Origin of the sequence: Marinobacter maroccanus, assembly GCF_002933275.1 — a bacterium.
Classification (GTDB): domain Bacteria; phylum Pseudomonadota; class Gammaproteobacteria; order Pseudomonadales; family Oleiphilaceae; genus Marinobacter; species Marinobacter maroccanus.
Window position 1 is genome coordinate 51,551 of the sequence record NZ_PSSX01000020.1, and the last position, 21,770, is coordinate 73,320.

Genomic DNA, 21,770 nt, shown 5'->3' on the forward strand with positions numbered 1-21,770 from the left:
AAAACAAAGCGCCGGCTTGTTGCCGGGAATTAACCCGGCAGCCGGCGCTTGCTGCCTGTCAGAGCCGATTATAACGGATCAGGACAGATTTTTAAGGAGGTCCTGCGCCTCGGATTTCTGATCGTCGTTTCCTTCCAGTGCGACTTCTTCTAGGATATCGCGGGCTCCGTCCGCATCACCCATCTCGATATAAGCCCGCGCAAGATCAAGCTTGGTGGCAGCTTCATCGGTTCCTGCGAGGAAGTCGAAGTCGTCTTCATCACCCAGTTCGCTTTCTTCGATATCAGCGACCTGTGACTTACCTGATCCATCGGGAACCTCATCAGAAGCCACTGGCAGATCCAGATCCTCTTCGGGCGCCTCCTCTTCACTGACCGGCGCTTCGGGCTCTTCCAGTTCTTCGACAATGCCCTGCTGCTCGAGCTCCTCGGCACCCTCGACAGTTTGCTCGGGATCAGCCTCTTCCGCATCGCCCTCACCAAGCGTGTCTTCAAGGCCAAGCTCATCGTCAAGAGACGCTTCTTCGGTCTCATCAGGATTCGCTGAATCGGCTGTGTCGGAAAACTCTTCCATAAGAGCCAGATCTTCATCAGAGACATCAAGCTCCAGGTCGTCCAGCGAGGATTCTTCAATCTCGCTGCCACCCAGCTCATCTTCTTCGCCGGCTACCTTGTCCAGTTCAGCATCGAGCTCATCCAGGAAGGATTCATCCAGAGAATCGATGTCGGCATCGGCGTCCGTTTCTGAAAGCTCTTCCGATGACGTTTCCGGTTCGGCCTTTGACTGCTCGTCATTCAGATCATCTTCAGCAAGATCAGCCTCTTCCAGGTCAAGGCTCAGGTCGTCTTCGGATTCATCAACTCCAGGCTCTGCACGAGTCAATTCGTCAGAGTCCTGCTCGAACTCGGACGACAGGTCCCAGTCACCGGACTCTTCCAGTTCCGAGGCGTCTTCGGTCGAGGACTTTTCTTCATCAGATTCCAGTTCAAGGCCCGACAGATCATATTCGATCATGTCGTCCCGACTTTCTTCCTTATCGTCCTCAGCCTCTTCACCGTCGGAAGACTTGGCGGCTTCCTGTTCTTCAAGCTCGTCAAGCTCGAAATCGGACAGGTCGGTCTCTGACAGATCCGTGTCAAAATCTCCGAACTCATTCTCAGCAGGCTCTTCCTGCTCCGAATCGAACTGATCGGCCAGAAGCTCATCGGATTCCGGCTTATCCTGCTGTTCAGCCGGCGCCTCTCCAACGTCTTCGGAATCGTAGGAAGTTGCAAAGGAGTCTGAACGCAACTGCGATTCGAGATCATCGATGCTGGGCATCGACTCTGCCTCTTCCAACCTTGCGCGCAGCTCATTGGCTGATGTCAGTGCCTCTTCGTCTTCCAGAGCCTCGATTTCACCAAACTGCTTCTCGAAGGAGTCGCGATCCTGGGTGTCCGCGTAGACACCCAGTAGCTTCAGGCGCAGATCAGTCCGACTGGGCTCCCGGGAGATTGCCGTTTCCAGTGTTTGTGCGGCCTGATCATGCTGGCCATAGGCAATATAGGAATCTGCCTCTGCCAAAGCGTCGCCTGCAACCGATTCCTGATCTTCCTCGTCAAGGCTCAAATCAAACGAGTCTGTTCCTTCGTCGGCTTCACTGTTGAGCTGCTCATAGAACGCCTTTTCCCGATTGGCATTGCGACGTGCCAGCAGCAGAAGCAACAACAGAAGAACAATCAGGCCACCACCGAGGGCAATCTGATACATCGGATTACCGGTAATGGCATCAATGACGTTACCCGGAAAACCCTTGTCCGCTGCCGGTGCCTGGGGTGTCGGCTTGGGAGCCGGCTCCTCTGCCTGACCCGGTTCTGAGGCGGCTGGCGCTGCTGCAGCCGTTTCCTCAACAGGTTCGACAGCGTCCGAACCCGCTGGCTCTTCCTCAGCGGCCATGCCTGTTTGCTCTGGCGCCTCACCGGCGTCACCAACAACCTGATCATCGGCTGTACCATCAGGCTCGGCCATTCCCTCAGTGTCATCGACCATGGCCTCAGATTCGGCCATATCCGTTGATCCTGCTGAACCAGAAGTCTCTTCTGTCTCCCCGTCCGCCATATCCGCATCAATGGCTACGGGCGTTTCACCTTCAGCAGCTTCGTCCGTTGCTGCATCGGCGGCTTCGCCTTCAACGGGCGCAGTCTGTTCTGTCGGCTCCGCACCGGTTGCCTGCTGCATTTCTGCAAGCTGAGTGTTTTTCAGCTCAAGCAGACGCTGCAGGGTCTGCACCTGGTCCTGAAGATCATCAACGCGACTGTTCAGCTCCTCGTTTTCGCGACGAGCGCTCTCAAGCTCTTCCATGGCCACCGCCGTGCCGGCATCAACGCCGCCTGGCAACTCGCTGTCACCACCTGCAGAGCCACTTTCACTGGACTCAGTACCGGTTTCATCGGAGACCACCAGTTTCAGTTCATCGCCACCGGAAGCGGCCTCCTGCTGGGTCGCAGGTTCGGGCTGCCGCTCAGCGGTTGCATCCACAATGCGCTGGGGGGCCTGGAATTCCTGATTCTGCTGGGCAACCAAACGGGTAGCCTCGGCACGGGTCCGACTCTGGATCTGATCGAGAGAAGGGGCACGCAAAACTTCGCCACGTTTCAGGCGATTGATGTTGTTACCAATGAAGGCATTCGGATTCAGGTCCTGGATTGCCAGCATGACCTGCTGCATGGAAACGCTGCTGTCAGGGCGCATCCGGGATGCAATGGTCCACAGTGTGTCTGAAGCGCCCGTCGGCCCGAAGGTATCGGCCTGATATCCGGTGCCAAGGGACCGCTCAGCCTGAGCCTGGCGGCGCACGGACTCGGCACTGCGAGTGGTAGTCGGTTGACTGGTTGTCTGAGTCGTAGAAACGGTTGGAGTACTGACTTGCTCCTGTACGCCGGACTCTTCCGCGTAAACGGGCGGGTCGACGAGCACGGCGTATTCCCGCATCAACCGGCCGCTTGGCCAGGTCAACTCGAGCAGGAAGTTAAGGTAAGGCTCCCTGAGTGGTTCACGGGAAGAGACATTGACAATGAGGCTACCATCATTGCCGGTAACCACCTGGAACCGGAGCTTGCTGAGAAACTGGTTACGATCCAGCCCCACCCGCTCATACGCCTGTTCCGAAGCAATATTCACGAACACGTCCGCTGGATTGACGCCACTACTCTGGCGCAAAACGATGTCTGCGTCCAGTGGCTCATTCAGATAGGACTGAAGTTCAATTTCACCCAGCCCCAGGGCCTGTGCGACGCCGGATCCGAGCCCTCCCGCCAGAGCCAGGGCAACCGCAAGCTTGCGTACCTTCATGCTTTTTCCTTTCCAGTCTCCGTTATTCGTTACTGCTCTCTTTCAAACAGAATCGGACGAGGTTGGATGACTTCCGTCTGGATAATTCTCGTTATTATGTGTTCTTTTTAATTTTCAGTCCGGCAAGTATTGTTGATAAAACCTCTTTTATCAATCAATCAGCCGCAATCCTTGTACCATTTTTTTATCAATCGCGCGGAACTATCTAGCGCTCTTGAAAATAACAGGGGCGGAGGCTGAAATCAGCCTCCGCCCCCTAACCGGTTTACCGAAACCGGACACAGTTGGCATTTATTGCCTCTGTGTAACAATTTTTAACGCTCCTGAAGGATCCGGAGCATACGACGCAGTGGCTCGGCGGCACCCCACAGCAGCTGATCACCCACGGTAAACGCGGAAATATACTCCGGCCCCATGGTCAGCTTGCGGATACGCCCGATCGGCACGCTCAAGGTACCGGTAACCTTTGCTGGAGTCAGTTCCTCAATGGTCGCATCACGATCATTGGGAATGACCTTCACCCAGTCATTAGCCTTGGCAAGAATCGACTCGATTTCAGAAACCGGGAGATCCTTCTTCAGCTTGATGGTCAGTGCCTGACTGTGGGAGCGCATGGCACCGATCCGCACGCAGATGCCATCGATGGGAATCGGGTTATCGGAGCGACCAAGAATCTTGTTGGTCTCAACACCCGCCTTCCACTCTTCCTTGCTCATGCCGTTATCGAGCTGCTTGTCGATGAACGGAATAAGACTGCCCGCCAGGGGCACCTGGAAGTGCTCGGTCGGAAAACCGTCCGACCGCATGGTTTCTGTTACCTTGCGGTCGATTTCCAGAATCGCGGACGACGGATCATCCAGCTCAGTCTTGACGCTGTTATTGAGCTCGCCCATCTGGTTCAACAGCTCGCGCATGTTCTGCGCGCCGGAACCGGAAGCCGCCTGATAGGTCATGGGCGACACCCACTCAATCAGATCCTGCTCCAGCAGGCCACCGAGCGCCAGCATCATCAGGCTCACGGTGCAGTTGCCACCGATGTAATCCTTGACCCCTTTCTCCAGCGCGGCATCAATCACGTTACGGTTGACCGGATCCAGAACAATCACGGAGTGATCGACCATCCGCAGCGTGGACGCTGCATCAATCCAGTAACCTTCCCAGCCCGCGTCCCGGAGCTTCTGATAAACCTCGCCGGTGTAGTCGCCACCCTGACAGGTCACGATCACATCCATGGTTTTCAGAATCTCGACGTCAAACGCGTCCTGCAGAGGCGGAACGTCGTCTTTTCCCACGTCCGGTGCAGGCTTGCCAGCCTGGGACGTGGTAAAAAATACCGGTTCGATATCGGCGAAATCGTTTTCTTCACGCATGCGTTGCATGAGGACCGAGCCCACCATGCCACGCCAACCTACAAGTCCAACTCGCTTCATGTGCGATCTTCAGACCTCGTTTTATGCCCGCCCCATGCCTTTATCGCTGGCAGGGACAGGATGGATGATCCCGCGGCAACTGCATCGCGTTGCCGTCGGGTCTCAAATACGCCTGTCAGGGCCCGATCTTTACAGCGCAGCCAGAACCGCCTCACCCATTTCCCGGGTGGACACCTTCTTTGCGCCCTCAGACATAATGTCTGCTGTTCGCAGCCCCTGATCCAGGACCTTGCTGACCGCCGCTTCAATGGCTTCGGCGGCTTTTTCCTCATTCAGACTGTACCGCAGCATCATGGCAGCACTGAGGATGGTGGCCAGCGGATTGGCAATGCCCTGCCCGGCGATATCCGGTGCAGACCCATGGCAGGGCTCATACATGCCCTGCTTTTCCGAGTTCAGCGACGCCGATGGCAACATGCCAATGGAGCCGGTGAGCATAGCCGCTTCGTCCGAAAGAATATCACCAAACATGTTTCCAGTCACAATCACATCGAACTGCTTGGGTGCCCGGACCAGCTGCATAGCGGCATTGTCCACATACATATGGGACAGCTCCACGTCCGGATATTCCCGACGCAGATCATTCATGATTTCCCGCCACAGAACAGTCACTTCCAGCACATTGGCCTTGTCCACGGAGCACAGCTTCTTGCCCCGCTGCTGAGCGGCCTCGAAAGCGACCCGACCAATACGACGAATTTCCGATTCTGTGTAGGCGTAAGTGTTGTAACCCTGGCGTTCGCCGCTCTCAAGCTCACGCACGCCACGAGGCTGACCAAAATAGATACCACCGGTCAGCTCACGGACAATCATGATATCCAGACCGGAAACAACTTCAGGCTTCAGGGACGAGGCGGATGCCAGTTGCGGGTAAAGTATTGCCGGTCGCAGATTGGCGAACAGCTCGAGATTGGAGCGAAGCCCCAGCAGCCCTTTTTCCGGGCGCTTGGCCATGGGCAGGCTGTCCCACTGGGGGCCGCCAACGGCGCCCAGCAGAATGGCGTCGGCCTTGGTCGCCTTCTCAAGGGTCTCATTCGGAAGCGGCGTGTCGGCTTCATCAATCGCCGCGCCACCTACCAGGCCGGATTCGAAGCTCAGGCCCAGATTGAACTGATCGTTGATTTTGTGAAGTACCTTTTCCGCTTCGGCAACGATTTCCGGGCCGATACCGTCGCCGGGAAGCATCAGGATTGTTCTGGACATACTGGTTCCTTGTTTCATTCCTTGATGTCGGATTACGCCTTTGGCTAATCCGACCTACTTGATTGTATTTTCTACCGGGTCTCTTTCGGATTACGCCCTTGGCCAATCCGACCTACTTGATTGTGATTTCTGCTGTGCCTCTGTCGGATTACGCCTCTGGCTAATCCGACCTACGTTTTCGAATATTCCTGCTTGATGACGGGTAGGTCGGATTAGCGCCAGCGTAATCCGACACCCAAATCAACTGCCAGCGCCAAACAACCAGGGCGCGGTTCTGCGGCGGCTTTCCTCGTAGGACCTGATCACCTCGGCATCTTCCAGAGTAACCCCGATATCGTCCAGACCGTTCAGCAGGCAATGACGACGGAAATCATCAACCTCAAAAGTAAAGGTTTCCCCAGACGGGGTGGTCACGGTTCTGGCTTCCAGATCCACTGCCAGCTGATAGCCCTCACTCTGCTCGACCTCCCTGAACAATTGGCCAACAACATCCTCAGGAAGAACAATAGGTAACAGACCATTCTTAAAGCAATTGTTATAGAAAATATCGGCAAAGCTTGGGGCAACGATCACCCGAAAGCCGAAATCCTCAAGCGCCCACGGGGCGTGCTCCCGGCTCGAACCACAGCCAAAGTTACGCCGCGCCAGCAGTACACTGGCGTTCTTGTACCTATCCTGATTCAGGACAAAATCCGGATTAATCGGCCGGGTGGAGCAATCCTGGTCCGGCTTACCCTCATCCATATAACGCAGTTCATCAAAAAGATTCGGGCCGAAGCCGGTGCGCTTGATGGACTTCAAAAACTGCTTGGGAATAATCATGTCCGTATCCACGTTGGACCGGTCCATGGGGGCGACAACGCCCTGGTGTTGCTTCAATGCGCGCATGGTTCTCTCCTGTGGATCAGTTCGTCAGCTCACGGACATCAACGAAATGGCCTGTTACCGCAGCAGCGGCGGCCATAGCCGGGCTCACCAGGTGAGTACGACCACCAAAGCCCTGCCGACCCTCAAAGTTTCGGTTTGAGGTGGAAGCACAATGCTCACCCTGCCCCAGCTTGTCGGCGTTCATGGCCAGACACATGGAGCAGCCCGGATCACGCCATTCCAGACCAGCTTCGATAAAGATCTTGTCCAGACCTTCCTGCTCCGCCTGGGCTTTCACCAGCCCGGAACCGGGAACCACCATGGCCTGCTTCAGAATCGGAGACACCTTACGCCCTTTCACCACGGCAGCGGCCTCACGCAGATCCTCAATCCGGCTGTTGGTACAGGAGCCAATAAACACCCGGTCCAGCTTGATATCGGTAATCGCCATGTTTGGCTGCAGACCCATGTATTTCAGGGCGCGAACAATGCCCTCACGCTTGATAGGGTCGGCTTCCTGCTCCGGATCTGGCACCCTGCCGTCGATTCCAACCACCATTTCCGGTGAGGTTCCCCAGCTCACCTGCGGCTGGATTTCCGAGCCATCCAGCTCTACAACTTTATCGAACGTTGCATCGCTATCGCTGTGTAAAGTCCGCCAGTAGTTGACCGCAGCGTCCCACTGATCACCCTTGGGCCCGAACGGACGATTGCGGACATAATCGATGGTGGTGTCATCGACCGCCACCATCCCAACCCGCGCACCGGCCTCGATGGACATGTTGCAGATGGTCATCCGCCCTTCCATGCTCAGGCCCTGGATGGCTTCGCCGCCAAACTCAATGGCGTAACCCGTACCACCAGCGGTCCCGATCTTGCCGATGATGGCCAGCACGACATCCTTGCCGGTAACGCCCGGATCGAGTTTGCCGTTGACCTTCACCAGCATGTTCTTCATTTTTTGCTGAACCAGGCACTGGGTGGCCAGCACATGCTCAACTTCACTGGTACCAATACCATGGGCAAGGCAGCCAAAGGCACCGTGGGTCGAGGTGTGGGAATCTCCACAAACAATGCTCATACCCGGCAGGGTCGCGCCCTGCTCGGGCCCGATTACATGCACAATACCCTGGCGCTGATCCTTGATCTTGAACTCAAGAATCCCGAACTCGTCGCAGTTCTTGTCCAGTGTTTCCACCTGGATCCGGGATACCGGATCAACAATACCTTCAACACCTCGATCACGGTCCGTGGTGGGCACGTTGTGGTCCGGCGTCGCAATGTTGGCATCAATCCGCCAGGGCTTACGCCCGGCCAGACGCAGGCCTTCAAATGCCTGAGGTGATGTCACTTCGTGCAGCAATTGGCGATCAATGTAAATCAACGCGGAGCCGTCATCGCGCTGTTTGACGAGATGATCGTCCCACAATTTGTCGTATAAGGTCTTGCCCGCCATGGTTCTCTCTCACTCTCTGGGGGTTTCTGGTTCTGACGTTTGTTAAAGCCATCTTACCGCCTGAGACCGGATAACCTCAATTCATGTTTTTTATCTTTGGCATCCGTTTTGGTTATACTTCAGTGAAGGTCGCGTGGAGGAGGCTGCCTCCCAAAACACGCCCGTGAATACGTCCCTGTAGGGCTCGGTCGCGCCATCCCTGGCGCTCCACGGTTTTAGGAGGCAGCCTCCTCCACACTCCCCAGACTCTGCGATTAATCAGAAAACTTTGGGGAGCGGGTTGGAGCAGCGTTTTCAAAACCGTAGAGGGCCAGGGATGGCCCGATTCGAGCCCACATGGACGTGCTTGTTGGCGTGTTTTGAAAACGCTGCTCCAACCCGGGACCTTCACCCAGATTGAAAATCAGGAACACAGGCATGGATTCAAACGCGCTCAAAGCTTTTCTGACCATTGTCGATCAGGGCTCCTTTTCAGAAGCCGCGGAAACCCTGCACCTGACACAGCCGGCCATATCGAAACGCCTGGCTGCGCTGGAAAACCAGCTTGGCACCACCCTTATTGACCGGAGCCATCGTCAGATTCGCCTTACCGATGCAGGCAGCCGGCTACTCCCCCATGCTCGCCGGATCCTGGATGAAATCCACAATGCCCGGGTGGCGCTGTCGCCCGACTCCGGTCAGGTAGAAGGCGAGCTGCAGATTATCGCCAGCCACCACATTGGCCTGCACCATTTGCCGAACTGGCTACGTCGGTTCAAACGCGAATACCCTCAGGTGTTGATCAACCTGCAATTCATGGAATCCGATGCCGCCTATGAGCAGATGCGTAAACGTAATGCGGAGCTGGCTTTCGTGACGTTGAGCGACAGCATGGAACCGAGTTTTCATGTGTTTGCCCAATGGCCGGACCGAATGGTGTTTGTGGCTGGCGCGGAGCATCCTCTGGCGTCACTCAGCAAACCAGAGCTGTCGGATCTTGCGGATCACCCTGCACTGCTTCCGGATACCAGCACGGCGACCTATCGGGTTGTGAGCCGGCTGTTTCTGGAGGCAAATCTACACCTGAACCCACAGATGCCCACCAACTATCTGGAAACCATCAAAATGATGACCAGCGTTGGGCTGGGTTGGAGTGTTCTTCCACTGCGAATGGTTGATGACAGCCTGAGGGTGCTGGAGTTGGGAAAGCCGGTTTCAAGGATGCTTGGGGGGATCGGCCTATCAGGGAGGCAGCTCAGCAACGCGGCCAAGGCGTTGCTGGATATTGTACAGGAAGAGGAGAACGCCTGAGGCTCACCTCGCTCCGTGTTCAGGCGGTGGTCGCAGGCCCCGCCAGGTGATAACGATTGCAACGGCCATTGCAGCAGCACCGCCCCAGAAGGCCGCCGACGTGCTGAAGCCATCGACCAGGAAACCGGATAGCCAGGCCCCCAATGCACCGCCGGCGCCAAAAGTGAGTCCGCTGTACAGGGCCTGGCCTTGTCCATGGTGGTGTTTGCCGAAGAACCCCTGAATGTATTGAACCGAAATCGCATGCAGTGCCCCGTAAGACGCCGCATGCAGCAGCTGAGCGAAGAGCAGCACTGCAACCACGTCGGTTACCTCGGCAATCAGAACCCAGCGGATCATGGTTAACGTCAGCGCGCCAATTGCAATCTGTCGAACCGTGAAATTTCGCGTTAACCGATGCATCACCAGAAACAGAGCAATCTCCGCCAAAACCCCCAAAGACCACAAAAGACCAATCGAAAGCTTGCCATAACCATGCTGTTCCAGGTGAATACTGAAGAAGGTGTAGTAGGCACCATGTGACACCTGAAGTAGGAAATTCATCAGGAAAAACGTCACCACCGCCGGGTGCGTAACAATTGCCTTCAAGCTGCCTTTCGGCGCCGGCGGCTTCCGTTCTCCCCGCTCTGCAGGCACCAGGAAGGCCGATACGGCAATGCCCGCAAACACTGGCAACAACAACCACGGCAGATTCTGAATCGGCACCAGCTCCAGCAAGCCGCCCACCAGCGCCACCGCCCCGATAAATCCAACCGATCCCCAGAGCCGAACCCGCCCGTATCTCTCCTTGTGTTCGCCAAGGGTGCGAAGCGTGATCACCTCGTAAAGCGGCAGGATCGCATTCCAGAAAAACGTGAATGCCAGCATCACCAGCAGCAGGCCATAGAACCCCGGTTCCATGAATACACCGGCGAAGAACAGCGAACCGGTGATGGCGCCGAACCGGACCAGACGAACCCGCTGGCCGGTTTTGTCCCCGAGCCAGCCCCAGACGCTTGGAGCAACGATTTTGGTTAGCTGGATCGTCGCCATCAGTGTGGCAATCTGAAGATAGGAAAATCCCTGGCCTTCGAGGTAGAGGGACCAGTACGGCAGGAGCCCACCGAGGAGAGCGAAAAACCAGAAGTAGAGGTTGGAAAGTCGAAAGTAAATAGCGAAACCTCTATACGACTATCGAAAAGGCTTGGCGGCTTTGGCGGGGGCGGACTCCCAAAAATGTGGAGCGCCAGGGATGGCGCGACCAAGCCCTACAGGGAAGTATTCACGGGCGTTTTTTGGGCAGTGGGTGCCGCCAAAGCAGCCTCACCAAGCCTGATAACTAAACTCAGAGCTGCCCAATCACCGGCGTAGAAACAGACACGTCCGCATTCTGCCCGCGATGCCTCAGATAATGATCCATCAACACAATCGCCATCATCGCCTCAGCAATCGGCGTCGCCCGGATACCAACACAGGGATCGTGCCGCCCGGTGGTGATCACTTCACAGGGATCACCGTTTACATCAATACTCCGGCCCGGCAAACGCAAACTCGACGTCGGCTTCAGGGCAATACTGGCGACAATCGGCTGCCCCGATGAAATGCCGCCCAGCACCCCACCCGCATTGTTCGAGAGGAATCCCTCCGGAGTAATTTCATCACGGTGCTCCGTGCCCTTCTGATCAATGCAGCCGAAACCAGCGCCAATCTCTACGCCCTTCACCGCGTTGATACTCATCAGTGCATGGGCCAGATCCGCATCCAGACGATCGAAAATCGGCTCGCCGAGCCCTGGCGGCACGCCCTCGGCAACCACGTTAATCCGGGCTCCGATGGAATCACCCTCTTTGCGAAGCGCATCCATATAGGCTTCCATCTCAGCAACCTTGTCCGCATCCGGGCAGAAAAACGGGTTCTGGTGAACCTGATCCCAGTCCAGCTTTTCAGCCTTGATGGGCCCCAGCTGCGACAGGTAACCACGAATCCGAATCCCCAGGCGTTGCTCAAGGAACTTCCTGGCAACCGCACCGGCAGCCACCCGCATGGCGGTCTCACGGGCAGAAGAACGGCCGCCACCACGATAATCCCGCACACCATACTTGTGCATGTAGGTGTAATCGGCGTGAGCCGGTCTGAACTGTTCGGAGATCTTGGAATAATCCTTGGAGCGCTGATCAGTGTTCTCGATCACCAGCCCGATTGGTGTGCCGGTGGTCTTGCCCTCAAAAACACCGGACAGGATTCTCACCTCGTCGGCTTCACGGCGCTGGGTGGTATGCCGGGAGGTGCCCGGTTTACGGCGATCCAGATCCCGCTGCATATCCGCTTCCGAGAGCTCCAGACCCGGAGGGCAGCCATCAATGATGCACCCCAGGGCAGGCCCGTGGCTCTCGCCGAATGAGGTAACCGTAAAGAGTTTTCCGAAAGTGTTTCCCGCCATAATTCAGTATCTTGTTCAGCTTTTATGAGAATTCAGATTAATTCGAAGCCTGCCACTGGCGCAGGTCCGGTTCGGTAACCAGAAAGACGCCATCGCCGCCATTCTCGAACTCCAACCAGGTTAGTGGCAGATCCGGGTAGGCCTCATCCATTGCTATCCAGCTATTGCCAACCTCGACAACCAGAAGCCCGCCAGGGGTGAGGTGCTCAGTGGCACTCGCAATGATCCTGTGGGCGATATCCAGCCCGTCTTTGCCGGCAGCCAGGCCGAGTTCGGGCTCGTGGCGGTATTCGTCCGGCATACTGGAAAGATCTTCCGCATCCACATAAGGCGGATTGCTCACGATGATATCGTAGCGGCCTTCAATATTTTCAAAAACGTCCGATTGTACGGTACGAACTCGTTCGCGGACTCCATGCAGTTCAATATTCGATTCCGCTACCTCCAGCGCATCCACGGAGATATCCGAGAGGTCCACTTCCGCTTCAGGAAAGACGGACGCAGCGCCAATGCCAATGCAACCGCTACCGGTACAAAGATCAAGAATGCGTTCAACCGGTTTATCACCCAGCCAGGGCTGAAAGCCATTCTCGATCAGTTCGCCGATGGGAGAACGCGGCACCAGCACCCGCTCGTCCACATGGAACGGCATGCCCATGAACCAGGCCTCACCCAACAAGTAGGCCAGAGGCACCCGTTCGTTCACACGGCGGCTGATCTTTCCCAGGATCAGCTCTCGCTCTTCGCGGGTTAGCCGGGCTTCCAGGAACACCGTGTTGTTTTCCAGAGGAAGGTGCAGGCTGCGCATGACCAACTGAACCGCCTCATCCCAGACGTTATCCGTTCCGTGGCCGAAAAACAGGGGCGAAGCGGCAAACTGTGAGGAAGCGTAGCGAAGGTAATCCCGAACGCTATGAAGGTCGTCAATGGGGCTGGTCACAAACGTAAATCCTGTGCGAGAGCGTGTCAGCGCCGGATTATACGCTGTTTAGGCGTCCGACTGCAGCCCACTGGAGGCGGCTGCATGCAAATCCCTCAGATCGCCAGCGGGCCGGAGCTGTTCCGGCTTTCCTCAAACCGATCCAGCGCGGCTTCCATCCGTTCCCTGCCCAACTGAATTAATTCCGGCGCCTTGTGGTAATCGTAAGTTCGACAGGCATTTTTGGGAATATTAACCAATAAGTCCGGCGGATACCCGGCAATCTTGTACTGCACGAGCGCACTCTGCATGGTCTCGATGGTAAGGTTCATCACATCGAATTTGCCGATACCGAGCTTGTCCCAGTTGATGGTTTCGTGCTCTTCCTGACTCTTCTTGTCGGTCGGTCTCTTATCGTACTGCTTCTGGTGCTCTTTTTTATGCACCGCACGACTGATTTTCTCTTCCGGGCTGTCCCCATTGTCCGGTTTCCGGGCTGTCAGTGATTTCAGGGCATCCCAGTCGAACCAACGCGATGCTTTCTCGCGGATCGTATCCACCCATTCATCCATGTCCGTGTTTTCGTCCTGTATGGGTGAAAAAGCGGCATCGGGAATACGTCGACGCCGATCATCCTCACCACTGAGGTTAACCGCGACAATCATGTCGGCATGAGAGGAAATCGTCGGGATGATTGGCAACGGATTGAGCAAGGCGCCGTCAACGAGAACCCGGCCGTTGAGAACCAGCGGAGTAACAACACTTGGGATTGCCACCGAGGCGCGAATGGCCTGATCCAACGGGCCTTCCTGGAACCAGATTTCCTTATGGGCAAGCAGATCGGTGGCCACCGCCGTAAACGCAATGGGCAGATTTTCGATCCGCGTGTCACCCAGCATTTCCCTGACCACCGAAAAAATCTTTTCGCCGCGAATGGCCCCGACGGAATTGAAGGTAACGTCCAGCAGTTTCAGAACATCAAACTGGCCCAGGCCTGTGACCCAGTCCTTGTAGTCCTGCATCTTGCCGGCGCCGAACATGCCGCCAATCAGGGCTCCCATGGAGCAGCCAGAGATGGCAACGATGTCGTAACCCCTCTCGACCAGAACCTCAATTGCGCCAATATGGGCATAACCCCTTGCCCCACCACTCCCAAGAGTCAGGGCAACGGTTTTTCCCGGCTTTTCAGGAGCACTGCCTTTTGCGGGGTTCGCCGGCGCGTGGGTCGCGGAAACGTCAGAGCTTTGCAGCACCTTGGACACATCATCCCCGGCTTGACCCACCGGGGATTTGTCCTTGCGATCCTGGTCGTCGTCCTTTGATGAGCCCATGATCTCTACCTCGAAATTACTACCACTTCTACCCGGTCACCCTGTCGATCCGGACCACTGAAAACTACCGCAGGACCCACGATGACTATCTCTTGCCGACTTTTGGGTACTCCGGTTTTTGATAACACTTCAGACAGGGACTCGGTGGCCTGGCGCGCACGTTCCATGGCCTCGGAGAAAGTTTCGTTTTCCTCCAACACAGAATAACCCACCAGAGCGACGACCGCGCCTTCCTCCCGTGCGAGATCGGTTACCAGCCTGCGATCAGTCGCTTGCCAATTGAAACGATACGTGACGCCACCCTGCCAAGGCACGATAATCGGGCCTTCAACGCGCCGGCTTACACCGCCAAAGCCCGGGACAGTTGCACCGGCCTCAACCCGAAGGTGCTCCACCCACACGTATTCCCGAAGATTACCCCGTGTAACCGTGTAAATCAGAGTCAACCAACGGCTACCGTCCTCTGCGACGGTGCCCGCCACCAGATAATCCTGCGTGGCGTCCCGGCCCAACAGCACGGCCTGGCCAAACACCTGGTTGGCCCAAACGTTGCTCCGCCCGCAACGGATACCTTCGCAGTCAAAAAGAACCTGTGCATTTCTTTGTCGCAGAATCCTCAGATAATGATCCCGAGCCCTTTCCCGACTGGAATCCCGCGCAATCTGGTACAGCCTTCCTTCGCCGGCCACCGGCAGTCTGGCCATGGTTTCGGAGCGGATTTCGTTATTAACCTCCCGGAGCGGACTGAACAATATCAAATGGCCCGACGATTCGATCCTCACGGTATTCTCGAGGGTCGATTGCGGGAAAGGCGCCGGCACATCTTCCGGGGCGGACATACCGATGGACGGCAGAACCAGCGAACAGACGGCCACGGTAACAAAACGGCTAAACAGTGATTTCAGCAAGCGATTACTCATTTTCCAGAAATTGTCTGATGGCTGTTACAACCGGGCCTGTCTCACCATCAAGATGGCAGTGGTGGCCCCCGGGTACTTTCGCAATCTGGAGATGTGCAATTGCTTCCGCACGTTTGTCCAGATCTTGTCTGTACGACAGAAGACCCTGATCGGCTCTGACAAAAAGCACCCGGGTTTCGATCGCCGCCAGCGAGGCCAGCACCTGCTCTTCGGTCATCATGAGTGGCGAGGGGTGCCGCAGCCGGGGATCGGTCTGCCAGACGTACCCGTCTCCCTGGGGCTTCATATTACGTGGAATAAGCGTCAGCGCAGCTTCAGGGCTGAGGGGACTCAGTCCGCCCTCCCGGGCTTTCGCTGCAGTGGCGATATCCGGATAGACGACCTGCTTTCCAGATCCGGCAATGCGTTTCTTGATCGCCTTTCGAAGCTGGGGAATGGTCTCTTTAACCGGACGACTGAGAGCGCCCAGGCTGTCGATCATCACCAGATTCCGAATCCGTTCAGGGAAAGCAGCCGCGTAGAGAGCGCCGACGATACCACCAAGAGAGTGACCGACAAGGTTGATCTTGCCATCCGGTGTTTCCTGGAAATAGCGCTCAACCAGTTCAGCCAGATCCGCAACATAATCCATCAGCAGGTAACTCTGGCCTTCCGGGCGGTGTCCGGAATGGCCATGCCCGGCGAAGTCCAGGACGTAAACAGGCCCGAGAGCTGTCAGTTCCGGTGCCAACTTTACAAAGGTAAGGCTGTTGTCGAGCCAACCGTGCAGCATGATGATCGGAGTATTGTCGTGAGCTTCAGGCGCCGGGGGCCAACTGAGACCGGCCAGAGTGATGTGCCGGAGCTTCCATTCGGACTCCCGGAATGCCGGAGCGGATTCCTGGATGCCGCTGCCCTCTGGTTGGCTGCAGGAAGCCTCCGTGGGAATCGCCATATCGTTCATCCAGCTCTCGCCTTTACATTGTGTGGGTTGGGCGATCGGAACTCAGTGAGCCTGCCAGATAGGATTCAATCTTGGTACGGGCGGTTTCGTCATCCCCGTTGAACTGGACGCCGATCCCCGCCGCCCGATTACCCTGGGCACCCTTGGGAGTTATCCATATCACCTTACCGGCAACCGGTATCTTCTCCGGTTCGTCCATCAGGTTAAGAAGCAGGAAAACCTCGTCGCCCAGTTGGTACTGTTTCTGCGTCGGGATGAACAGGCCACCCTGGCGGATATAAGGCATGTATGCAGCGTAGAGCACTGCTTTGTCCTTGATTGTCAGGGTGAGTATGCCACTGCGCGCACCAAATCCTGGCCCCATAACTGACACCTTTCTTGTAGATCGTTTTGAACGTTTTTCGGGATACAAAAATCCCTTTCATTCCGGAATCATAGCAGCTGTTGCCCCCAAAGGCGCAATCCCGCGGGCAACGACCACCTATGCCGCCGGGCGTTTGACTGGCATCAGCTTTTGCCAGGCGATAAGAAGCCGACTCGCCTCCAGCTCCGGACTGGCGTTATAAACACCCGCCGCCCTTGAATCCTTTACCATATCGAGCAGTTCATGGGCTCGCCAGGCAGGTGTGGTTCTGGCCAGGAAACCGAGCATATCCGAGGCTTCGGTGTCCCTGGCACTGCCGCCCGCTATCAGGCGGGCCAGATCTGCCGCCCAGGTTTCAAATAACCAAAGGGTGTCTTCCAGGCCTATCGCCTTGAACGCCTTGGCGGCGTCACCCACCGGAATCCGGGATTTCATGAATTCCTTGAACCGCTCCAGCGCCGTATCCCGCAGACCGATAAAGTCGCCGGTTGCATAGTCGAGAGCCAGCCTCGGCGCGTTTCCTGCCAACATCAGGGCTTTGGCCAGAACATCTGCAGGCGGTTGCGCGTCTTCGGGAAGATCCCGAACACGACTCGCGAGCCACTGATTCGCCTCGTTGTTGGCGGGCACCGGAACAGTCAATGTCTGGCAGCGGGACCGAATGGTAGGCAGGACCGGACGCCCGCTTTCCTGCAACAGGATCAGGGTTACATCCGGCAACGGCTCTTCCAGGGTCTTGAGCAGCGCATTCGCCGCATTGATATTCAATTGATCCGCACGATCAATGATCGCCACCTTGTGGTGTGCCACCTGCGGAGACGCCACCGCAAACGACGACAGCGCCCTCACCTGGTCAACCTTCACCATGCGGGATTTTTCCGGCGCATAAACCCGGATATCGGGGTGACTGGCAGCTGCGAGGAGTTCACACTGCTTACAATAGCCACAGGCAATTGGCTGTCCAGACTCCCGGTTCAGGGGATTATCACACAACAACAATCCACCGACAGCCTCGGCCCAGGCCCTCTTCCCTAAACCGCGCTCACCCGTAAGGATGAGAGCGTGCGGGAGCCTGTCTTCCGCTACCCGACTCTGCACGGTTTGCCAGGCGCGGCTGAGCCAGGGCATGTCTTGGGCTATATCAGTCACTGGATTTTCCTGTCCGGGTCCTGGATCTGCGCAATTGGCGCTTCCGTAGTTGACGCTTCATAGTGCCGAGCAGACGACGCATTCGCCTCAACTGTTCACCGCCGTCTTCGTCTTGAACAGCGCTATAGTAATGGCTGTTAACCATACGGGCAAAAAGCCTGGCTGAATCCGCAGCAGCCGGTTCTGCTTTCGCCAGGCGTGACGCCAACACCGAAGGCGTCTCACCATGGCGCACCGGCACCCCGGCACTGGCACAAAGCCGATGCCAGGTATCCACCACTCTCCGAAACGCGTCACGCCGTTCTCCCCGCCGCATCTGGAAAGCAGAGATCAGCCCGGCAATCAGCAAGCCGACACCGACAATACCAGCTGTCATGTACCCCAGCTCTCGCATGCCAAAACCACCGGGCAGCCTGGACATCAGATCCATCTGGCTCTGGCCCTGGTAACCGACGACCCAGCGCTGCCACTGGTAATTGATCCGATCAAGCTGAAGGCTCGCCCATTGCACCAGGGCGACATCGGCGTAACGCTGGGGCGAGGCCCAGTTATCCTCCAGAAAGGACCCTTCTTCGGCAACGGCGTCTCGAAGACCGGACTCGATCCTGTCCGGCGCAATGGCTGCTGTGGGATCGATCCTCACCCACCCTCGCCCTTCGATGTAGGCTTCGACCCAGGCATGGGCGTCGTACTGACGTACGATCAGGTAATCACCGCCCGCTCCACTTTCTCCACCCTGATAGCCAACCACGACCCGCGAGGGAATACCGGCCGCCCGTAGAACGAAGGTAGTTGCACCCGCGTAGTGGGCGCAGAAACCGCGTTTTTCGTCGAACAGCAGGGAATCAATGCCATCATCGGGCATGGCAGGTGGCCTGAGGGTGTAGAAATATTCTTGCTCGCGGAATCGCTCCAACAGACTCCGAATTATCTGCTCGTCAGCCATGCTTCGGCGAAGCTCAAGGGCCAACTCTCGAGCTCTCGGGTTGCCTTCCCGGGGCAACTGAAGGTATCGCCGCAACTCGGCGGAGCTCTGTTCCTGAACTGACGAGACCTCTCCCTCCACAGCCAGACGGTAACCGACAGGACTGTCCGCCGGTCGGCGAAACCGGAAAAGGTCGGCACTGTCTTCGAATACGTTGTCCGAGACTGCCCTGGAGTTCTCAAGGGCGAACGCCCAGCGCTGATCGGTTGGCTCCAGAAGAACGTCATACTGGTTCGGTTCGAGCTCTCCTATGCCGCCGTCAACCGCAACCCGGCCAAGAGGGCGAAAACCCTCTCGCTGCCCCTGTCGCCAGGTTTCGCCATCCAGATAGTCGAGAATCAGGCCTCGCCAGTACCGGTCGCGATAGGCAGGCATCTCGCCTCCGAAGGTTACCCGGAAGGCCCGCTCACTGCTCTGAGCAAGACTGGAAATATCGCCGGGTCGCATGGTGTCGCTGATCCCCGTGCGAGCCTCACCCGAAACAAGCGGCACGCTCCACAAAGGCGACATCCGCGGGAAGAATACAAACAGCAGAACCACAATCGGCAATGTCTTGAGGAACATCCCACCGAGTCTTCGCCAGCCAGACGTCATTCCCCCGGGCAAATCCGGCGCATTCAACACCTGCAACCCCACTAGCAGTAGAGCTATCCCGGTGAAGTTGACCAGTGCCCAGAGAATCTCCTGATGGAACAGGAAATTCACGGAGGCCAGGTAGATGAGGATAAAGAAAAGCACATAGAAATCCCTGACTGACCGGGTTTCCAGCCATTTGAGGCCCACCGCCAGCACAAAAAACGAGGCGGCAGTATCCACTGTAAACCGCCCCTGAACCGTTGCAACGTAAACACCGATCAAGATCAGCATGATCCCGGTGCGTAACAAGCGGCCGGGCAGTCTTACCCGCCCATATTGCGCCAGCCATCGCCATGCGGCCAATACTGCACAGGCGGCGATCAGCCACAGGGGCAGACGGTCCCACTGGGGCGACAGCAACAGGGCAAAACTGGCAATCAGCCAGAGCAAGGCCCTGGAAGGCAAATTGGTCGTTGCCCCTTCGTCCGACTCATTGCCTCTCAGGCGATCGATTAGACTCAAGCCTGCCCCTCCGCAACCCACTCGGAGGTTGTCTCTCTTTCTTTCTTTCGCGTTCCATGGGGCTCAGCCATCGCATCCCGCGGCCGCTCCTCTCCCCAGGTTGCCAATACCCGGAGGCACCGGGCCGCATGAGCCGGACCGGAATCAGGCTCGATGATCTGTCCGGGAAGATTCAATCCAAACCGTACACCGCTGCGGCCGCGTTCGTTCACCAGATACGCCAGGTAACTCAGTCGCAATTCATGGTCCGCGCCCGGATAGGCATTGAAATCCAGCCAATAGGGACCGCCCTGTTCACCCTCCCAGTCGGCAACCACCATCTGCCCGGTTCGTGCATACCGCTTCCATAGAACGCGCTGACTCAGATCACCCTCCCGCCAGGGCCGGATATCGGCATGATCGTTACCCTCAACGGACCGTGCCTCTGCTGACTCCTCACCATCCTCAACGGTGCTGAAAGCCTCCGGCGCAGGAACCGGCCGTGGGAACACAACCCCGGCCGACACCGGACGAACCCAGGACCAGGCCTTCAGAAGACCAAACGGAAAGCGGGTTTCAATACGAACCCGGTCTGGGCGCAAATAGCCCCGATGAGCGGAATGAACCGGCAGCGTGACATCCTGCGCCTGGCCTGAATGGAGATGCACCGGTGCTAGACCGGATTCTTCGCAGGAAAGCAGGATGGCAATGGCGTCATCCCGCCCAGCCTTAAGACGAAAGCGGAAAGGGATATCATCGCCGGCATAGCCTTCTCCCGGGTGTACCAGTGTAAGCTCCAGGCCAGACAGGTTTCGGTGGGTTTGGTGCATGGCTCCCACGAATACCGCGCCCAGCAAGAAGGTGCTCAGATAGATAAGGCTGTTTTGATAATTAATGCCGGTTAGCAGCATGATGACCAGCAACAGCCCGAATACCACGCCAGCGCCGGTCGGCAGAATAAAGATGTTCTTCTGACTGAAGATCTGGAGATCGGACCGCGGAATCCGTCGGTTAATCCAGCGACTGAATCGGTTTCTGAACGGATTTTTCATAGTGTCACTGAGGCCCTGCGATGCCCAAAAAGTTCATGGTATTCGATCACGATTTTGCTGTGATTAGTAACAGTACCGAAAAATCGAAGATTCTGATCACAATCCCGGATCTTCCAGCTTGAATTCCTGTCCTACAAACTGAATACTCGGCTCAGGGAGCGTATTTTTTAAACAAAAGGGCCAGATTATGAAACGCCGACACCTGCTCACCACCGCCATCAGCGGTCTGGTTGTTGCTTTACCTGCCTTTGGTGGCGTTCAGACCATGACCTCGGACGAAATGGTAGAGACCTACGTAAAGGATTCCGCCGTTATTGTTGTGCCCAAAGAGCGGAAGAAATCCGACGCCGACCGGCAACGTATTCTACGCTCCCTCACTATCTCCCCCGGCGAACCGGTGCTGACCGAAGCGGAAGAGGAGGCCTATCGGGACGCACTGCAACGATACGTTGATGAGGGCAAGACCGATGCTTTGGAAAACGCAGAGGAGGAGTTTCTACGGCGCGCCCTGCTCCTGCCCCAGGAGGAAATCGCCCGGGCACAGCCGCCGGCTGAGTTTACTCCAACGATCCCACCGATAATCTTCGGACAGCAGGCACAGATTCCGGAAGAGCCTTTTACACAGACGTTTCTTAACGATCAGCTGGGGATTGGGTTTGATGGGCAAAATCTGAATTTCAGTATTGGTAATCCGCCGGGGATTGACCAGATTCAGGTTCCACAAGCTATTAATGAAGGGCCGATTACCTTGACGCCGCGGCCTGGTGGCGGGTTTGATCTTTCTATTGCGGTGCCGGATCAGTAACGCAGAATTAATCCATTCGATTTGAAAACGGGAGCCAAGGTTGGCTGCCGTTTTTTATTGGCCTGAGTTTTCCTATGACCAATAAAAACGCCCCGCAGAGCGGGGCGTCAGATTGCTGACGAACCCCGGTTTTTTCCGGGGTTCGTTGCGTTTGGGCGCATTAAATTCAGTTGGCGACAGATCTAGCCCAATAGTCCCGACCGGATTGCCAATACGCGAGATAACGCAGT

17 protein-coding genes are annotated in these 21,770 nt (G+C 56.7%); 2 read left to right on the top strand and 15 right to left on the bottom strand.

Annotation, left to right across the window (positions count from 1 at the left end; all coding sequences use genetic code 11):
• Nucleotides 1–78: 78 nt before the first annotated feature.
• The 5 genes from KEHDKFFH_RS17295 to leuC form a co-directional block, all read right to left on the bottom strand.
• Complete coding sequence (locus KEHDKFFH_RS17295; RefSeq protein ID WP_104323065.1) at nt 79–3,330, bottom strand: FimV/HubP family polar landmark protein; 3,252 nt, start codon at nt 3,328–3,330, stop codon at nt 79–81.
• Between the two features lie 314 nt (nt 3,331–3,644).
• The gene (gene asd / locus KEHDKFFH_RS17300; RefSeq protein WP_104323066.1) at nt 3,645–4,760 is read right to left on the bottom strand and encodes an aspartate-semialdehyde dehydrogenase; all 1,116 of its coding nucleotides are present in this window, start codon (nt 4,758–4,760) and stop codon (nt 3,645–3,647) included.
• Nucleotides 4,761–4,889: 129 nt separating this feature from the next.
• The gene (gene leuB / locus KEHDKFFH_RS17305) at nt 4,890–5,963 is read right to left on the bottom strand and encodes a 3-isopropylmalate dehydrogenase (RefSeq protein WP_104323067.1); all 1,074 of its coding nucleotides are present in this window, start codon (nt 5,961–5,963) and stop codon (nt 4,890–4,892) included.
• Between the two features lie 240 nt (nt 5,964–6,203).
• Entirely contained in the window at nt 6,204–6,851 is a 648-nt protein-coding gene (leuD, locus tag KEHDKFFH_RS17310; RefSeq protein ID WP_104323068.1) for a 3-isopropylmalate dehydratase small subunit, read from the bottom strand.
• Nucleotides 6,852–6,867: 16 nt separating this feature from the next.
• On the bottom strand, nt 6,868–8,286 hold the full coding sequence (gene leuC / locus KEHDKFFH_RS17315) for a 3-isopropylmalate dehydratase large subunit (RefSeq protein ID WP_104323069.1): 1,419 nt from the start codon (nt 8,284–8,286) through the stop codon (nt 6,868–6,870).
• Between the two features lie 417 nt (nt 8,287–8,703).
• On the opposite strand from leuC, the gene KEHDKFFH_RS17320 reads away from it, so the two are divergent.
• A complete protein-coding gene (locus tag KEHDKFFH_RS17320) occupies nt 8,704–9,576 on the top strand; it encodes a LysR family transcriptional regulator (protein WP_104323070.1) in 873 nt (290 codons plus the stop codon).
• A 3-nt stretch (nt 9,577–9,579) separates the two neighbouring features.
• Here the strand turns inward: KEHDKFFH_RS17320 and KEHDKFFH_RS17325 are convergent, their stop codons facing one another.
• The 10 genes from KEHDKFFH_RS17325 to KEHDKFFH_RS17370 all read right to left on the bottom strand — a co-directional run bounded on the left by KEHDKFFH_RS17325 (nt 9,580) and on the right by KEHDKFFH_RS17370 (nt 20,735).
• The gene (locus tag KEHDKFFH_RS17325) at nt 9,580–10,728 is read right to left on the bottom strand and encodes an MFS transporter (RefSeq protein ID WP_104323071.1); all 1,149 of its coding nucleotides are present in this window, start codon (nt 10,726–10,728) and stop codon (nt 9,580–9,582) included.
• Nucleotides 10,729–10,900: 172 nt separating this feature from the next.
• Entirely contained in the window at nt 10,901–11,995 is a 1,095-nt protein-coding gene (gene aroC, locus KEHDKFFH_RS17330) for a chorismate synthase (protein ID WP_104323072.1), read from the bottom strand.
• Between the two features lie 37 nt (nt 11,996–12,032).
• Nucleotides 12,033–12,935: a 50S ribosomal protein L3 N(5)-glutamine methyltransferase gene (prmB, locus tag KEHDKFFH_RS17335; RefSeq protein ID WP_104323073.1), complete on the bottom strand. Its 903-nt coding sequence runs from the start codon at nt 12,933–12,935 to the stop codon at nt 12,033–12,035.
• Nucleotides 12,936–13,030: 95 nt separating this feature from the next.
• Nucleotides 13,031–14,245, bottom strand: a complete 1,215-nt coding sequence (locus KEHDKFFH_RS17340; RefSeq protein ID WP_104323074.1) for a patatin-like phospholipase family protein — start codon at nt 14,243–14,245, stop codon at nt 13,031–13,033.
• A gap of 5 nt (nt 14,246–14,250) precedes the next feature.
• Nucleotides 14,251–15,165 (bottom strand): DUF4892 domain-containing protein, encoded by a 915-nt coding sequence (locus KEHDKFFH_RS17345; RefSeq protein ID WP_104323075.1) that lies wholly within the window; start codon nt 15,163–15,165, stop codon nt 14,251–14,253.
• On the bottom strand, nt 15,158–16,108 hold the full coding sequence (locus KEHDKFFH_RS17350; RefSeq protein WP_104323076.1) for an alpha/beta fold hydrolase: 951 nt from the start codon (nt 16,106–16,108) through the stop codon (nt 15,158–15,160). The genes KEHDKFFH_RS17345 and KEHDKFFH_RS17350 overlap by 8 nt, the downstream gene beginning before the upstream one ends.
• Before the next feature lie 13 nt (nt 16,109–16,121).
• Complete coding sequence (locus tag KEHDKFFH_RS17355) at nt 16,122–16,472, bottom strand: PilZ domain-containing protein (protein ID WP_008171779.1); 351 nt, start codon at nt 16,470–16,472, stop codon at nt 16,122–16,124.
• 117 nt (nt 16,473–16,589) lie between these two features.
• A complete protein-coding gene (locus KEHDKFFH_RS17360; RefSeq protein WP_104323077.1) occupies nt 16,590–17,621 on the bottom strand; it encodes a DNA polymerase III subunit delta' in 1,032 nt (343 codons plus the stop codon).
• Nucleotides 17,614–19,695: a transglutaminase TgpA family protein gene (locus tag KEHDKFFH_RS17365; protein WP_241956549.1), complete on the bottom strand. Its 2,082-nt coding sequence runs from the start codon at nt 19,693–19,695 to the stop codon at nt 17,614–17,616. Before KEHDKFFH_RS17365 ends, KEHDKFFH_RS17360 begins: the two co-directional genes overlap by 8 nt.
• 5 nt (nt 19,696–19,700) lie before the next feature.
• Nucleotides 19,701–20,735, bottom strand: a complete 1,035-nt coding sequence (locus KEHDKFFH_RS17370) for a DUF58 domain-containing protein (RefSeq protein ID WP_104323079.1) — start codon at nt 20,733–20,735, stop codon at nt 19,701–19,703.
• 187 nt (nt 20,736–20,922) lie between these two features.
• Between KEHDKFFH_RS17370 and KEHDKFFH_RS17375 the strand changes: the two genes are divergently transcribed.
• Nucleotides 20,923–21,540: a hypothetical protein gene (locus tag KEHDKFFH_RS17375; protein ID WP_104323080.1), complete on the top strand. Its 618-nt coding sequence runs from the start codon at nt 20,923–20,925 to the stop codon at nt 21,538–21,540.
• Nucleotides 21,541–21,770: the final 230 nt, after the last annotated feature.

Excerpts from the sequence above, each read along its gene's own strand:
- KEHDKFFH_RS17295 (WP_104323065.1), bottom strand. The coding sequence starts at position 3,330 with ATGAAGGTACGCAAGCTTGCGGTTGCCCTGGCTCTGGCGGGAGGGCTC.
- asd (WP_104323066.1), bottom strand. The coding sequence starts at position 4,760 with ATGAAGCGAGTTGGACTTGTAGGTTGGCGTGGCATGGTGGGCTCGGTC.
- leuB (WP_104323067.1), bottom strand. The coding sequence starts at position 5,963 with ATGTCCAGAACAATCCTGATGCTTCCCGGCGACGGTATCGGCCCGGAA.
- leuD (WP_104323068.1), bottom strand. The coding sequence starts at position 6,851 with ATGCGCGCATTGAAGCAACACCAGGGCGTTGTCGCCCCCATGGACCGG.
- leuC (WP_104323069.1), bottom strand. The coding sequence starts at position 8,286 with ATGGCGGGCAAGACCTTATACGACAAATTGTGGGACGATCATCTCGTC.
- KEHDKFFH_RS17320 (WP_104323070.1), top strand. The coding sequence starts at position 8,704 with ATGGATTCAAACGCGCTCAAAGCTTTTCTGACCATTGTCGATCAGGGC.
- aroC (WP_104323072.1), bottom strand. The coding sequence starts at position 11,995 with ATGGCGGGAAACACTTTCGGAAAACTCTTTACGGTTACCTCATTCGGC.
- KEHDKFFH_RS17340 (WP_104323074.1), bottom strand. The coding sequence starts at position 14,245 with ATGGGCTCATCAAAGGACGACGACCAGGATCGCAAGGACAAATCCCCG.
- KEHDKFFH_RS17345 (WP_104323075.1), bottom strand. The coding sequence starts at position 15,165 with ATGAGTAATCGCTTGCTGAAATCACTGTTTAGCCGTTTTGTTACCGTG.
- KEHDKFFH_RS17350 (WP_104323076.1), bottom strand. The coding sequence starts at position 16,108 with ATGAACGATATGGCGATTCCCACGGAGGCTTCCTGCAGCCAACCAGAG.
- KEHDKFFH_RS17355 (WP_008171779.1), bottom strand. The coding sequence starts at position 16,472 with ATGGGGCCAGGATTTGGTGCGCGCAGTGGCATACTCACCCTGACAATC.
- KEHDKFFH_RS17370 (WP_104323079.1), bottom strand. The coding sequence starts at position 20,735 with ATGAAAAATCCGTTCAGAAACCGATTCAGTCGCTGGATTAACCGACGG.
- KEHDKFFH_RS17375 (WP_104323080.1), top strand. The coding sequence starts at position 20,923 with ATGAAACGCCGACACCTGCTCACCACCGCCATCAGCGGTCTGGTTGTT.